Genomic DNA, 14,989 nt, shown 5'->3' on the forward strand with positions numbered 1-14,989 from the left:
TGAGGCGCGAGCGAAGCGAGCGTCAAAGCAATCAGTATCAGGATTACCCTTTTCTGATTAATATGTGGAATTGTTGTTCATGAATAAAGCACAAATACAAAAGAAATGATCAATGTAATAGTAACCTATACGGTAAACCCCGAATTTGTTCCAAATAATAAAACGAATATCCAAAAGTTTCTGGAAGAGTTCAAAAATTTAGATCCTTCCACCTTTGAATATAAAGTTTTTGTAAAGGAAGATGGTGTTACTTTTGTACATTATTCAAACTACATCAATGAAGAAGTTCAGCATGAGGTTTTGAATGTTCCGTCTTTTAAAGAATTTCAAAGATTAAGAGACGAAAGCGGGCTGAACGGTTCCCACAAAGTAGAAATTTTACAATCAATAATATAAAAAAACAAAATTCCGGAGTGATTCTCTCATTCCGGAATTCGAAAATATAACATCTATGGAAGAGCAAAATTCAAATATATGGTGGCTCAATGAAGAGTCTGAGCAAATGCTAAACAGAGGATATCTGTTGAAAGGTGAAACGGTAGACGGAGCTATCGACAGAATTACCACTGCTGCTGCAAAAAGGTTATACAAACCTGAACTTCAACCGGCATTCAAAGAAATGATCACGAAAGGATGGATCAGCTTCTCTTCTCCTGTATGGGCTAATATGGGAACAGAAAGAGGTCTTCCTATCTCATGTTTCAACGTTCACATTCCGGACAGCATTGAAGGAATTACTCACAAAATGGGTGAAGTCATCATGCAGACTAAAATCGGAGGTGGTACTTCAGGATATTTTGGAGAATTGAGAAACAGAGGAACAGCTGTAACAGATAACGGAAAATCTTCAGGAGCAGTTTCGTTCATGAAGCTTTTCGATACTGCTATGGATGTTGTTTCTCAGGGAGGAGTAAGAAGAGGTGCCTTTGCTGCTTACTTAGATATTGACCACGGAGATATTGAAGAATTTTTATCCATTAAAGATATCGGTAGCCCGATTCAGAACCTGTTTACCGGAGTATGTGTACCAGATTACTGGATGCAGGATATGATTGACGGTGATATGGAAAAACGTAAAGTTTGGGCAAGAGTATTGGAAAGCCGCCAGCAAAAAGGTCTTCCTTATATTTTCTTCACAGACAACGTAAACAGAAACAAACCTCAGGTTTATAAAGACTTAGGAATGACGGTGAATGCAAGTAACCTTTGTTCTGAAATCATGCTTCCTTCTACAATGGAAGAGTCTTTCATCTGCTGTCTGTCTTCCATGAACCTTGAATTATACGATGAATGGAAAGATACAGATGCAGTAAAATTAGCAGTATACTTCCTTGATGCTGTATTATCTGAGTTTATTGACAAAACTGATGGTAACTACTACCTGCAGGGAGCAAGAAACTTTGCAATGCGTCACAGAGCTCTTGGATTAGGAGTTTTAGGATACCACTCTTATCTACAGAAAAATATGATTCCGTTTGAAAGCTTTGAGGCGACTCAGTTCAACGCAAGAGCATTCAGACATATCAAAGATCAGGCTGAGCAGGCTTCAAGAGAACTTGCCAACATCTATGGAGAACCAGAAGTATTGAAAGGATACGGATTGAGAAATACCACAACAATGGCTATTGCTCCTACCACTTCAAGTTCTGCAATCTTAGGACAGACTTCTCCTGGAATTGAGCCTTTCTCTTCTAACTATTATAAAGCAGGTCTTGCGAAAGGAAACTTTATGCGTAAGAACAAATACCTTGCACAACTATTGAAAGAAAAAGGACTGGATAACGAAGAAACGTGGAGAACAATCATGCTCAACCATGGATCGGTACAGCACCTGAACGAGCTTACTCCTGAAGAAAAGGCAGTATTCAAAACGTTCAAAGAAATTTCTCCAATGGAGATTATTTCTCAGGCAGCACAAAGACAGCAGTACATTGACCAGGCACAGTCACTGAATCTTCAGATTCCTTCTACAATGCCTGTAAAAGATGTTAACTACCTTTATATTGAAGCTTGGAAGAAAGGAGTAAAAACCCTTTACTACCAAAGAAGTTCATCTGTTTCAAAAGAAATGATGGTTAACTTCGTATCATGTTCAAGCTGCGAGGCATAGGACCAAGTAATAAACACGCTATATTTACAAAAGCATGCCGAGAGGTGTGCTTTTGTCGTTTTCATAGGCCTTGATAGTTTAGTTTCCCACAGATTGCGCAGATTCTCACGGATGATTGGTTAAAAATTGAAAAAATTTCACTTCAGCTCCTCGTATTGATAGGTTTTGGCTAAAGCCGACGGAGGATTTGTTTTATGAAAACGGGCTGAAGCCCGTTCCTATTGAATAATTACAGCTTGTATATAATTATTTTGAGTATTTCCCGAAGATTACACAGATTTTCACAGATGATTGCGTGTATTTAAAATGATTTAGTAAGCATAAAAATGTACGTCTTTTATTGGTAAAATTCATCATTCATCATTCATCATTCATCATTCATCATTCATCATTCATAATTTATAATTTATAATTTACAAAAAAAGGTTCGGATTTTCTTTCCGGACCTTTGAAAAAGAATTATATGAAGTAAAATGTAAAAGCGTAATTAAAAATTATATCGAACTCCCAACTGAGCCTGAAATCTTGACGCAAACTGGTCAATGGTGTAAGGCAGTCCCGGAGTTTTAAAATTATAGGTAGGATCTCCCGCAGAGGGCTGTCCTGTCGCTACATTTCCAACCTTTGTTAATCCTACACTTGCTGTTGAGTTGAAAGTATTAGGTACAAAATATACTTTACCCCAATCTTTGTTCAACAGGTTGGTAAAATTGATGATACTTAATGAGACCTGTATATTATTCTTGGATTTCTTGCTTAGCCTGATTTCATCCATGATTCTGATATCTGCCTGAATATTCCAAGGGGTAACATCTCCGTTTCTTTCTGTGAATTTGCCTCGTCTGGATTTCAGATAGTCATTACTGTTGACAAAATTTTCGTAGTCTGCAATCTGCTGCTGAGCAGTTACCAATATATTTCCAGCAGCATCTTTTATAGGAACGATATATTTGGAAGCTTCTGCTGCATCTTTAAAGATATAGGCAAGTCCTGCGGCCTGTCCTGTATTGGCAATTGTACTGTTTACAAATCCCCATGAAAAAGGGTTTCCAGATTGTGCATTGAAATATACATTGGTGGATAACCTGTTCATATCAGAAATATTAAAGGCATATCCAAGATTGGCTACCACTCTATTTTTGATAGCGAAATTGGAGGTGGTCAGTTTCGGATCATTAGGCGTAAGAGACTGGTTCATCTGCCAGTTACTTTCCATAGAATTTCTGATACCATTGGTGATATCTTTAGCATCTCCGTAAGTATAGGCTACAAAGAAATTAAATCCGAAATCATACGACTTTGAAAGCTGTGCCGTCAGGTTATAACGATATCCTTCTTTGGTATTGGATAAAAGATAGGCGTTAGAAAAGTTACTGTTGATATTTGTGGTATAGATCGGCATTTCATGGTTTGTATCATAGCTGTAATAAGTCACGTTATCCGTCTTGTTCACCTGCTGGAATTTCAGATCATAAAGTACTTTTGTATAGATTCCTTCTAAGGTTAATTTATATCCTGCTAAAGTATAATCGAAAGCTAATGAACTTCTCCACACTCTTGGCATTTTAAAATTATTATCAATAAGGTCTACCTGTACTTTTGAAGAGTTCTGCCATTTTGGGAAATTGGCACTGTTCAAAGGATCTCCGTTGGCGGCAAGCTGTGCTGGTGTCGGTGCATTATAATCATAACTTCCAAAACCTACACCATCATTATAATAAGCATATCCTAACCACGCGAAAGGAATTCTTCCCACAAAAATCCCTGATCCTCCTCGGAGTACCATAGATCTGTTTTCTGTAAGATCAATCGTAAATCCAAGTCTTGGGGAGAATGTTGGCTTATTCAGGTAGTTGTTGGTAAGCTGGCTCAATGGAGTATAATTGTAGGTATTTCCAGCATTTGGATCCTGAGGAGAACTGGTTACCAATGGGCTTAACTGTGGTTTATTTGGTAAATCTGTATAATCTACTCTTACACCCGGTGAAAGTCTCACTCTTCCCCAGTTGATTTCATCCTGAAGATACATAGAAAGCAGATTTACTTTATATTGTGCATAAGGATTATCAAAAAGGGTATCTCTGCTGTCTCCGTTGAAATGGTAAGTACCTCTTATCCTTGCAGGTGTTCCATTATAAAAATCAGTTAAGTTTTTATAGGAAATTCTTCCGTTCAAAGCATTTACAAAACCATAATCAATATTGTATAGCTCATTGTGAGTTCCGAGTAAAAAGGTATGATTTCCTTTTTTATAAGTAAGATTATCTGTGATTTCAAAAGTTTTCTGCTTCATATTGAAAACAGTAGCCTCTCTGTCATTTCCCAGCAAGATTGTTCCTCCGTTGTAAGCAATTTCCACTTGTGGAAACATCGCATTACCAGAAGTAGGATCTCTGTAATCATGAATAGAAGAATATCCAACCACTAAATTGTTGCTCCACTTATCATTAAAACGGCTTTTCAGCTCAAGTGTAGTGGTAGACGCTGTATTTTTCTGAATAAAATCCATGCTGGAAAATCTGAAATTAGCTCCATCTCTTTCCAGGTTGGATGCCTGTGAAAATACCGTATTGTTTTTAATGGATAAAGTATGTTTATCATTAATTTTCCAATCTAACTTATTGAAAAGTTTAGAACTTTCAGAGAAGTTATTGTACTGGTTAAAACTTCCTACATTGAATCCATATTTATTTCGTACAAAATCTGAAATCTGCTGAGCAACCTGTTCGTTCACCAGTGCTCCCGGATCGTTGGCGTTATAGAAAACAGGATCTGTTCTTTTGGTATATTCTAAATTGGTAAACAGAAACACCTTATCTCTAACCACCGGCAATCCTACTCTTCCTCCATAGATAAAATCTTCAAAATCACTCGGCATTTTAGAATTATCCCCTACTCTGTTTCTTCCCGTAATGGCCGCATTTCTTCCATATGCATAAATGGATCCTGTCACATCATTACTCCCACTTCGGGTTACCGCATTAATACTTCCTCCAAGGAAATTCCCCAATTTCACATCATAAGGTGCAATATACACCTGTACATCCTGAATAGCATCCAGACTTATTGAATTGGAACGTGTACTGCTTCCCGGCATTCCTGAAGTTCCGGTCTGCCCTCCCAGTGAAGGACTGAAGCCAATAGCATCATTATTGATAGACCCGTCAATCGTTACGTTATTATAACGAAAATTGGTTCCGTTGAATGAGTTGTTAGCACTCTGAGGAACCAGTTTGGTTACATCCTGAATTCCACGGTTGATATTCGGAAGACCGGAAATCTGAGCCTGACTGATTCCCACTCCGTATTTTGCTGTAGTTTTTTTGGAAGTAATTTTTACCTCATCAATTGTTTTTTCTCTGCTGCCTGCTTCTACTACAGGTAGGTCATTATTTCCTAAAGAAAGCTGTAGATTCGGGTTTTCATAGATAACCTGTGATCCGTCAGAAATTTCAATTTTGTAAGGTCCTCCCGGCTGAAGATTATCTAAACTGAACTGTCCTTTGCTGTTACTTTTCGTTTCAAAGGTACTGTTGGTAGGAATGTGTATTACCTTTACTGTGACTTCGGAAGAGATTCCCTTTAATCTTCCAAAAATTTTAGAGCTGGTTTCCTGTGAAAATGCAAACCCAAATGATAACAGAGCAAAAGCACAGATGATTTTTTTCTTCATATTTTATTCGCTATAAACTTGGTGTAAAATTATATCTAGTAAAAACGAAGTATGGTAACATAGAATTAACATTACGTAACAGAATGTTTAACATTTCCTTAAAAAAAACTTAATAGAAAGAGCGTCAAAATCTTAAAAAATTTTCTACACTAAATCCAAAAAACATCCTATTATTCAAGTATATCAAGACGTTTTGATTTCTTAAAATTTTACTATCTACAATCATTTTCTGCTGAAGCAGTTTCCGTAGGAATCATGAAATGCTCTGAGATTTTTGGTTTATATTTGTGTTTATTGTTTAACACCCAAAACTACAGATATGAAATTCGGACAAGTAGAAGATCCTTCAAAAATAGATTTCACATTACCTAAAGACCATCCTAAAACGAAAGAAATACTGGCTCTCAATAAAAAAGGACTGGAAAATATTTCTATCGGATGTGCCAAATGGAATAAAACTGACCTTAAAGGATTCTATCCTAAAGGAACTAAGGATGAGTTGACTTATTATGCTACTCAGTTTAATTCTATCGAGTTGAATGCTACTTTCTATGGAATGCCCACTCCAGATCAGGTAAAAACCTGGAAAGAAAAAACTCCGGAAAATTTTAAATTCTTCCCTAAAATCACTAATACTGTTTCCCATTTCAGAAGACTGATTGATGTGACCGATCCTGTGACTCATTTTGCTTCTGCTATTATCAATTTTGATGAGAAACTAGGAATGGCTTTCCTTCAGCTTCACGATAATTTTAAGCCTAAAGATTATGACAGGCTGGAAAAATTCGTAAAAGAATGGCCTAAAGAAGTTCCGTTAGCCATCGAGCTTCGAAATACGGAATGGTTTACCGATGAGGAAATTCTGAATACAACCTGTGATCTTTTTGAAGCTCATAATATCACCAATATCATTGTAGATACTGCCGGAAGAAGAGATATGCTTCATATGCGCCTTACTACTCCTAATGCATTTATCCGTTATGTAGGAGCCAACGCTGAAAGTGACTACGAAAGACTGGATGATTGGTTGAAACACCTTACCCAATGGAAAAAAGAAGGTCTTCAGAATATTTACTTCTTCGTACATCAGAATATTGAAAAAGCCTCTCCTTTATTGTCTGCTTATTTTATCAAAAAGATGAATGAAGAATGGAAAACAGATATTCATATTCCGCAAATGGCAACAGAAAGTACCGGAACACTTTTTTAGTACAAAGGATTGTTGATATAAAATTAAATAGACTACATTCAGTTAATTTCTTACACCCGATTCACTCCTCTCCGTAACGAAAAAAATTGTATATTAGAGTATAATGTATTTCACTAAACATTATGCTTTAAAACATAAATTATGGAAAAGGAAATTTGTACAATCAGTATTGCTACCAACTGGCTTGGTGATGAATATATTTTTTATGAAAATCATACGATAAAAAGAGTATATGATAGCCACAGTTTGAATTTCAATAAGAGCGAATGGCTTGAACCTAAAGAAATCAGTAAACAAAATAAGGATAAACTTATCAAAGCCTGTCCTGAAGAATTTAAGGAACAGATTATGCAGATTCTGGATTATCCTTAACAGAAACTAAAAAGGTAATGAGTATTGGAAACTCATTACCTTTTTTATTTATTTTTTCTAAGCAGCAATACAAGATTGAGAAACAGAAGCAGAAAATCCAGTGTAATCCAGATTCCCAGTTTGGTATTCTCATAATTATAAGCGTCTACCTGCTTTTTGGCCGCATCAGAAAGCTTCATACTTTGATTGATATAATTCTGTACTTCTACAATCTGATCAATATTTTTATTGGGTACAGAATGTTGAGAAAAATAGACTAAGTTTTTCTTCCCCAAATAACCTGCAATCCAGTATTCATCAGACTTATCCATTTTCAGGTATTCTATTCTGTAATATTCCGGGCGTATTTTCCCGATATGCTTGGGTTCAAGCGTGGTATTTTGATCTGTTTTATCTACTTTGATTAAGTAAAAATCCAATGCCTGTGGAAGTTTATTAACAACCTGAAGCCCTACAGAATTATCAACAAATGCCACAGCACTTTTCTTGATAAACCAGTACGTAAAAACAGAAATTGAAAAAACAACTGTTACAATACGAAACAGCTTTGCCCACTTGGCCATACTTCCTGATTTTACCTTAAACAGGACCAATGAAAGGACGCAAGCCAGAAATATGATAAAAATAATGAGTGTCATATTTTACAAAGATACTTCTTCTCTCTATTTTATCCATATCTGAGGCTAATTTTTAATTTTAACCAGTACTAAAAATTGGTTTTCTATTTTATATTCCTTTGAGTTGACCCGGTATATCGGTTCATAAAAATATCCGAACAAATAATGTTGTATACAATATTTGTTCGGATAGTTAATTCTTGACAGGCAGAATCAGAATCAATTCATTCTAATGATATTTCCTATTCTACATTCCATTCTTTATAAAACTGGTCGAGAAAATTCAACATATAATTGTGTCTTTCTTGGGCCATTTGTTTTCCCTTTTCAGTGTTCATCATATCTTTTAGCAGCAGCAGCTTTTCATAGAAATGATTGATCGTTGTACCGTTAGATTTTTTATATTCTTCTTTCGACATTCCTAATTTGGGTTTCATATCCGGGTGATACATCAGATTATTTTTAAAACCTCCAAAGTTGAATGTTCTGGCAATTCCTATAGCTCCTATGGCATCAATACGATCGGCATCCTGAACAATCTGAAGTTCAATAGGTGGATTTTCTGGTGCCTGATCTCTGTTTTTGAACGAAATATTTTCGATCACAAATAAAACCTTCTGAATGATTTCTTCAGACACGTTCTGCTCTTCAAGAAATGCTCTGGCTATTTTAGGTGCAATGGTTTCATCTCCGTTATGAAATTTAGGATCGGCAATATCGTGAAGAAGTGCAGACAACTCTACTACCTCTTTGTCACAATCTTCTGTTTCTGCTATCTGAGCAGCCAGTTTCCAGACTCTTTCAATATGGAACCAGTCATGTCCAGCTTCTGTTCCTTCTAATTTTTCTTTTACAAATGCTACTGTGTTGTCAATCGTACTTTTCATTTATCTATCAGTTCATTTAAAATAATATCCCATAGTTTGCTGTTGTAGCTTCTAAAAAAATTGATATGCCCGATTTCATTTTTATCCGATTCTGAAGCAGCTACCAGCCTGTAAGTAGGTTTAAGATTTGAATACGTATTATTTAATAAGCTTAATACTCCTTTTTCTGTAAGCCATATATCATCTTCAGCCCGGATTACAAATACTTTCTGGGTCAAATTTTTAGAAAAGTCATCAATTTTTTCCAACAGCTTGTTGGTTGATTTCTTGTTTAAAATTAAGGTTCTCCAGTCATATGCGCAATTTTTTGGAAGACTTTCTCCAAGTCCAAACCAATGTGCGGGGAAATATCCTAGCAATGAAGTTGTTAATGGCTGGGCAATTCCAAAGCCTAAATACGCTTCCACTTTTGTTCTCCCTTTAAGGTTTCCTACAAAGGCATTTTGTGTTCCTACAAAAACAAATTCTTCAAAAATGTTTGAATCTTCATTCATTCCCAGAATGAGTGCGCCTACAGAATGACCTAAACAGTACTTTTTGAGTTCTTTAAATTCTGACTTGATATATTGAGTCACCGTTTTATAATCTTTTGAACCCCAAAGCCTCATAGAGCCCTGAAATCCTCTCATATTTTTCGGTTTGGAAAGTCCTATTCCTCTGTAATCATAAGTGATAACTGTAAATCCCTGTTCGCAAAAGTAGCTGGCAAAAGAAAAGTAGACCTGCTGCTTTACCCCTGTTGCTGAGTTGATCAGTAATAGTTTCCCATTATCCCTTTCCGGCTTAAATAAATGGGCAACGAGAGTGATATGGTCTTCGGTGGTCAATATTAGTTTTTCCATAATATAAAAAAGAAAAAATCCACTATAAAAGTGGACATTTTACTTATATGTTTATGTTAAGTTTCAAACTTTTGATATGTTGCAAATAGCTTTAAGAAAAGAAATCTGAAATTCTCGGAAGTCCTGTCTGAGATCCTTTGCCTCCGGAAACTCTTGATGAAACTTCATTTCCGAATTTCACACACTCTTCGATAGAATTCCCATGGCACAATGCAATGGCAAATCCTGATGTAAATGCATCACCCATCCCCATTTTATATACTTTTTCGTCCTTATCGTTTCTGTAATATTTCATTTCTGTACCATCAAAATAAATGGTGGAGTTGGTATCATCTCTTACAAATACTTTATTGAAATATTTTTTAAGAACTTCTTCTCTTTTCTCTTCCCCAAAAATAACGTACAGTTCATTACTTTTAGCCACAATAAAGTCAACCATTTCTAAAATTTCTTCATTGACTCTCATTGCCGGAGACGCATATAATCCTACTTTCTTTCCATATTTCTTAGCTTTTCTAACGGTATGCTCTACAACATCCATAGAAACTTCAAGCTGTACCAGCACAAGATCTGTGGTATGAAAATATTTATCGGCCTCATCTATATGAGATTTACTAAGATGCTTATTGGCTGCGGGTACTACCACAATAGCAGCATTTCCATGAGAAGTTGTTACATAAGCAGTTCCTGTAGCTTCTTTATCTGTTTCATGAACAAATCCTACATTTACGTTTTCGCTTACCAGATTCCTCATGATCTGTTGTCCAAGAGGATCCATCCCAACGCATCCAATAAAGTATACACTGGCTCCCAACCTGGCCGTACCTACTGACTGATTAGCACCTTTACCTCCAAAGTAACTATCTGATTTGATAGCTAAGACGGTTTCATTAGGCAAAGGAAGTTTTTCGGTTTCAAGAACCAAATCTATCGATGAGCTGCCCACAACAATAATACGAGGTTGTTCTGATGAGAAATTCATTGTGTTTTGTATTAGCTTTAAAATTTATAACTGACAAAATTGTGTCTCAAAAATAACTAATTTATAATTAACTTATTTCAATAAATTCAGTAATTATTTTCACTGGCTGTTGATCTTTGTTGTAAGCTATATAGCTGGCATAAAATCCTTCTCCATATCCGGTTTCAAAAGCAAAGATAGTTCCGGGATGTTCTTTTGCCGGTTTAAGAAAAGCGTATTGATCTATTGCTCCGTTTTCATCAAAGAAATAGTCATGGAAAAATTCTTCATAGATTCCCATAAAATCACCTCCTTTATTTTGATATAATCTTTGTTCCAGTTCATTAAGACTGTTTTGGGTATCTACATCCATCAGACATCCCATCCCACTTTCTACAGGATATCCAAAAACTTCTCCTTCCTCAAGATCTTTTATTTTCTGTCCTGCTGTGGTAGCCATTTTCCATTCTTTAATTTCAGAATTATTGAATATAATTTCGGCATAAGCAACACAATTGCTATCTCTTTCTTTGTGAAGCATTACTGAGAAATCTCCCTTCGGAAATTCTGTAGTGAAAGGAAGCATATCATTTGTAATCAAAGGATCACAAGCGACCAGTTTCCCGCTTGAAAGATAAATCTTTCCTACTTCAAAACTTTCAAGCAACGGACTTTCAACAAAGTCTTTCGAGAATAGTTTTTGTATGTTTTCTATATGTGTCATTGTATTTATTCTTTAAACCATCAGGCTGGATACAATTATTGATGTGTATCCAGCCTGAGATTTTGACAAAATTTATTGTCTATACTTTATAAACTTTTCAGTTTCTCTTCAAGGATCGCAATCTTATCCAAAGCATCTTTTTGTTTTCGACGCTCCACCTCTACGATTTCAGGTTTTGCATTGGCAACAAATTTTTCATTGGATAGCTTCTTTTCTACTGAAACTAAGAATCCTTTTAAATATTTTACTTCTTCTTCAGTTTTAACCTTTTCTTCTCCTAAATCTAAGTTTTCACTTAATGGGATAGAAACTTCAGTAGCTCCTACCAGGAAAGTAAAGCTTGGCTTATCTGTTTTCTGTCCAAAATGAATTTCAGAAATATTAGCTAATTTTCTTACTATCGCTTCATTAGCAAATTCAGATGCATTAGTAAATATTTCAGCAGCTTCTCTTGGTGAAATACCTTTTGTCTGACGGTAGTTTCTAACTCCTGAAATCAATTCAGCTGTGATTTCAAAGTTTTTAATGACTTCTTCATTAAAGCTATCCGCATTCTTCTGCTGAGCAATAACAAGCGCTTCATCAATGCTTCTTTCAGAAATCAACTGCCAGATCTCTTCAGATTGGAAAGGCATGAACGGATGAAGCAGCTTCATCAATTCTTCAAAGAAATAGATGGTTTTATTATATACCTCTTTAGAAATTCCTTCTCCATAGTTAGGCTTGATGGCTTCAAGATACCAACCACAAAAATCATCCCAAATTAATTTATAGATCAAATGCAATGCATCAGAAATTCTGAATTTCTCGAATTGATCATTAATCTCAACGATTGTTTTGTCTAATTTATTTTCAAACCATTCAATAGCCTGGTGATCCGTAGCGATAGCTGGTTTATCTTCATGCTTCCACATATTGATCAGACGGAATGCACTCCAGATCTTCGTCATGAAATTTCTTCCCTGAAGCATTAAATCTTCATCAAAAAGAAGGTCATTACCCGCCGCAGAACTCAATAGAATACCTACACGTACTCCATCTGCTCCATATTTATCCATTAATTCAAGAGGGTCTGGAGAGTTTCCAAGAGATTTTGACATCTTTCTTCTCTGCTTATCTCTTACAATCCCTGTAAAATAAACATTCTTGAACGGAACTTCTTTTCTGTATTCCAATCCGGCCATAATCATTCTGGCAACCCAGAAGAAAATAATATCCGGACCTGTTACCAGATCAGATGTTGGATAGTAATAGTTGATATCTTTATTTTCAGGATCAAGTAATCCGTCAAATACAGACATTGGCCATAACCATGATGAGAACCATGTATCCAATGCATCGTCGTCTTGTCTAAGGTTTTCTACAGTCAGATCTGAATTTCCTGTTTTTTGTTTTGCCAGTTCTAAAGCTTCCTCTTTAGTTTCAGCTACTACGAAATCATTCTCTCCTTCTCCATAATAATAGGCTGGAATCTGCTGTCCCCACCAAAGCTGACGGGAAATATTCCAGTCACGGATGTTCTCCATCCAGTGCTTATAGGTATTTTTAAATTTTTCAGGATAGAACTTAACCTCATCATCCATTACTACATCCAAAGCAGGCTTAGCAATTTCAGACATTTTAAGGAACCATTGTACTGAAACTTTAGGTTCAATAACAGCACCTGTTCTCTCAGAAGTTCCTACTTTATTTACGTAATCTTCTGCTTTCAACAAAAGATCTTTCTCTTCAAGTTCTTTAGCGATCTGCTTTCTTACGTCAAATCTGTTTTTCCCTGCGTAATGTAAACCATGCTCGTTAAGATTTCCGTCATCATCCAAAGCATCAATCATTTTCAATTGATGTTTCTGTCCGATTTCGTAGTCATTGATATCGTGAGCAGGAGTAATTTTCAAAGCTCCGGTTCCGAATTCAATATCAACATATTCATCTTCAATAATCGGAATCACTCTGTCAACGATCGGTACGATTACATTTTTACCTTTTAGGTGTGCATATCTTTCATCATTCGGATTGATACATACGGCCGTATCCCCAAAAATAGTTTCAGGACGCGTAGTAGCAACTGAAAGGAACTCTTCTGAACCTTCAATCTTATATTTAAGGAAATATAATTTTCCGTTTTGTTCTTTAAAGATTACTTCTTCGTCAGAGATATTGGTTTTCGCTTCCGGATCCCAGTTGACCATTCTATAACCTCTGTAGATCAGTCCTTTATTATAAAGGTCTACGAAACTTTTGATAACCTGCTGAGAAAGTTTATCTTCCAATGTAAAACGGGTTCTGTCCCAGTCGCAAGAACATCCCAGTTTTTTCAACTGCTCAAGGATAGTACCGCCATATTTATTGGTCCAGTCCCATGCATGGGTTAAAAACTCCTCACGGGTAATATCTGACTTATTGACTCCTTCAGATTTCAGTTTAGCAACAACTTTAGCTTCAGTAGCAATTGAAGCATGATCTGTTCCCGGAATCCAACAAGCATTAAACCCGCGCATTCTTGCACGACGGACCAGAACATCTTGAATGGTATTGTTCAACATATGTCCCATGTGTAGTATCCCCGTCACGTTTGGTGGAGGAATGACTATGGTATATGGTGGTTTGTCATTAGGTTCTGAGTGGAAAAATTTGTTTTCCAACCAGTAATTGTACCATTTTTGTTCTGTTTCCTGTGGATTGTACTTTTCTGAAATCTGCATAAATTCTATTTCTTTGGCTTGCAATTTGCAAAAATAGTCTAAAGAAAAAAATTTTTAAGCATGAATTAAAATAATTTTTAACTTTGTTTCACAAAATTTATCTAACAAACGTATTAACATTCAAGAATATGAAAAAATTAATTGCAGGAATTGCACTATTCGGGACATTTGCTCTTGCATCTGCACAAACTATTACATTTGATAAAACGACTTTCGATTACGGAACTATTAAGCCTAGTGCTGATGGTACAAGATTCTTTACTGTAACGAACTCAGGGGATAAGCCTTTGATTCTTTCAAATGTAAAACCTTCTTGTGGATGTACGACTCCTGAATTCAGCCAAGATCCTATCATGCCTGGAAAGTCTGCTAAGATCAAAGTTGGATACAACACAGCGATCCCTGGCCCTTTCAACAAAATGATTGAGGTTTTCTCTAATGACCCTGCAAACAGCAGAAGTGTAATCTACATCAAAGGTAACGTAGATGCTAACGCTCCTGAGCCAAAAGTATTGACTCCTGCTGAACAGAAAGAAGCTGCTAAAGCTGAGAAAAAAGCTGCAAAACTTGCAAAAAAGGCTGCTGCGAAGTAATCTCTACTCAAAAAAATAAAAGAACCGTCTCCAATGAGGCGGTTTTTTTATTACATTTATGTTTGGTTAGGTGGCAGATGATAGGTAATAGATGGCAGTAAATGTATTGACGTTTATCCAATATATTATTTAGGTTTTGGCTGAAGCCTTTGGATTTTTTTAAAATGGCTGGGCTAAAGCCCACCCCTATTGAATTTTAATAGCATCTTTACTTTAATCTTTTTACTTTAATCTTTTTACTTTAATCTTTTTACTTTAATCTTTTTACTTTAATCTTTTTACTTTAATCTTTTTACTT

General features: G+C 35.9%; 12 protein-coding genes. 5 read left to right on the forward strand and 7 right to left on the reverse strand.

The genetic code is table 11. The features are described 5' to 3' along the window. Window positions 1–105 precede the first annotated feature (105 nt). Complete coding sequence (locus tag NK356_RS11170) at window positions 106–396, forward strand: hypothetical protein (RefSeq protein ID WP_253316991.1); 291 nt, start codon at window positions 106–108, stop codon at window positions 394–396. 55 nt (window positions 397–451) lie between these two features. After that, on the forward strand, window positions 452–2,110 hold the full coding sequence (locus NK356_RS11175) for a ribonucleoside-diphosphate reductase subunit alpha (RefSeq protein WP_034699047.1): 1,659 nt from the start codon (window positions 452–454) through the stop codon (window positions 2,108–2,110). Between the two features lie 487 nt (window positions 2,111–2,597). On the opposite strand, the gene NK356_RS11180 is transcribed toward NK356_RS11175, so the two are convergent. Beyond that, a complete protein-coding gene (locus tag NK356_RS11180; protein WP_253316992.1) occupies window positions 2,598–5,783 on the reverse strand; it encodes a TonB-dependent receptor in 3,186 nt (1,061 codons plus the stop codon). A 319-nt stretch (window positions 5,784–6,102) separates the two neighbouring features. Here NK356_RS11180 and NK356_RS11185 point away from each other — a divergent pair, with 319 nt between their 5' ends. Further along, a complete protein-coding gene (locus NK356_RS11185; RefSeq protein ID WP_034699040.1) occupies window positions 6,103–6,993 on the forward strand; it encodes a DUF72 domain-containing protein in 891 nt (296 codons plus the stop codon). 141 nt (window positions 6,994–7,134) lie between these two features. Continuing rightward, window positions 7,135–7,365: a hypothetical protein gene (locus tag NK356_RS11190; protein WP_034699037.1), complete on the forward strand. Its 231-nt coding sequence runs from the start codon at window positions 7,135–7,137 to the stop codon at window positions 7,363–7,365. Window positions 7,366–7,409: 44 nt separating this feature from the next. Here the strand turns inward: NK356_RS11190 and NK356_RS11195 are convergent, their stop codons facing one another. The 6 genes from NK356_RS11195 to NK356_RS11220 form a co-directional block, all read right to left on the reverse strand. After that, a complete protein-coding gene (locus NK356_RS11195) occupies window positions 7,410–8,003 on the reverse strand; it encodes a hypothetical protein (RefSeq protein WP_081906517.1) in 594 nt (197 codons plus the stop codon). 221 nt (window positions 8,004–8,224) lie between these two features. Then, the gene (locus tag NK356_RS11200; RefSeq protein ID WP_253316993.1) at window positions 8,225–8,869 is read right to left on the reverse strand and encodes an HD domain-containing protein; all 645 of its coding nucleotides are present in this window, start codon (window positions 8,867–8,869) and stop codon (window positions 8,225–8,227) included. Further along, entirely contained in the window at window positions 8,866–9,711 is an 846-nt protein-coding gene (locus NK356_RS11205) for an alpha/beta hydrolase (RefSeq protein ID WP_034699032.1), read from the reverse strand. Before NK356_RS11205 ends, NK356_RS11200 begins: the two co-directional genes overlap by 4 nt. Window positions 9,712–9,802: 91 nt before the next feature. Next, complete coding sequence (locus NK356_RS11210; RefSeq protein WP_034699029.1) at window positions 9,803–10,693, reverse strand: ribokinase; 891 nt, start codon at window positions 10,691–10,693, stop codon at window positions 9,803–9,805. Between the two features lie 67 nt (window positions 10,694–10,760). Beyond that, complete coding sequence (locus NK356_RS11215; RefSeq protein ID WP_034699027.1) at window positions 10,761–11,396, reverse strand: DUF4241 domain-containing protein; 636 nt, start codon at window positions 11,394–11,396, stop codon at window positions 10,761–10,763. An 86-nt stretch (window positions 11,397–11,482) separates the two neighbouring features. Continuing rightward, window positions 11,483–14,098 (reverse strand): valine--tRNA ligase, encoded by a 2,616-nt coding sequence (locus NK356_RS11220; RefSeq protein WP_034699024.1) that lies wholly within the window; start codon window positions 14,096–14,098, stop codon window positions 11,483–11,485. Window positions 14,099–14,226: 128 nt separating this feature from the next. Between NK356_RS11220 and NK356_RS11225 the strand changes: the two genes are divergently transcribed. Continuing rightward, the gene (locus tag NK356_RS11225; RefSeq protein ID WP_034699021.1) at window positions 14,227–14,691 is read left to right on the forward strand and encodes a DUF1573 domain-containing protein; all 465 of its coding nucleotides are present in this window, start codon (window positions 14,227–14,229) and stop codon (window positions 14,689–14,691) included. The last annotated feature ends 298 nt before the right edge of the window (window positions 14,692–14,989 follow it).

The organism is Chryseobacterium sp. S0630 (genome assembly GCF_024158915.1).
Classification (GTDB): Bacteria; Bacteroidota; Bacteroidia; order Flavobacteriales; family Weeksellaceae; genus Chryseobacterium.

Excerpts from the sequence above, each read along its gene's own strand:
- NK356_RS11170 (WP_253316991.1), top strand. The coding sequence starts at position 106 with ATGATCAATGTAATAGTAACCTATACGGTAAACCCCGAATTTGTTCCA.
- NK356_RS11175 (WP_034699047.1), top strand. The coding sequence starts at position 452 with ATGGAAGAGCAAAATTCAAATATATGGTGGCTCAATGAAGAGTCTGAG.
- NK356_RS11180 (WP_253316992.1), bottom strand. The coding sequence starts at position 5,783 with ATGAAGAAAAAAATCATCTGTGCTTTTGCTCTGTTATCATTTGGGTTT.
- NK356_RS11185 (WP_034699040.1), top strand. The coding sequence starts at position 6,103 with ATGAAATTCGGACAAGTAGAAGATCCTTCAAAAATAGATTTCACATTA.
- NK356_RS11190 (WP_034699037.1), top strand. The coding sequence starts at position 7,135 with ATGGAAAAGGAAATTTGTACAATCAGTATTGCTACCAACTGGCTTGGT.
- NK356_RS11195 (WP_081906517.1), bottom strand. The coding sequence starts at position 8,003 with ATGACACTCATTATTTTTATCATATTTCTGGCTTGCGTCCTTTCATTG.
- NK356_RS11200 (WP_253316993.1), bottom strand. The coding sequence starts at position 8,869 with ATGAAAAGTACGATTGACAACACAGTAGCATTTGTAAAAGAAAAATTA.
- NK356_RS11205 (WP_034699032.1), bottom strand. The coding sequence starts at position 9,711 with ATGGAAAAACTAATATTGACCACCGAAGACCATATCACTCTCGTTGCC.
- NK356_RS11210 (WP_034699029.1), bottom strand. The coding sequence starts at position 10,693 with ATGAATTTCTCATCAGAACAACCTCGTATTATTGTTGTGGGCAGCTCA.
- NK356_RS11215 (WP_034699027.1), bottom strand. The coding sequence starts at position 11,396 with ATGACACATATAGAAAACATACAAAAACTATTCTCGAAAGACTTTGTT.
- NK356_RS11220 (WP_034699024.1), bottom strand. The coding sequence starts at position 14,098 with ATGCAGATTTCAGAAAAGTACAATCCACAGGAAACAGAACAAAAATGG.
- NK356_RS11225 (WP_034699021.1), top strand. The coding sequence starts at position 14,227 with ATGAAAAAATTAATTGCAGGAATTGCACTATTCGGGACATTTGCTCTT.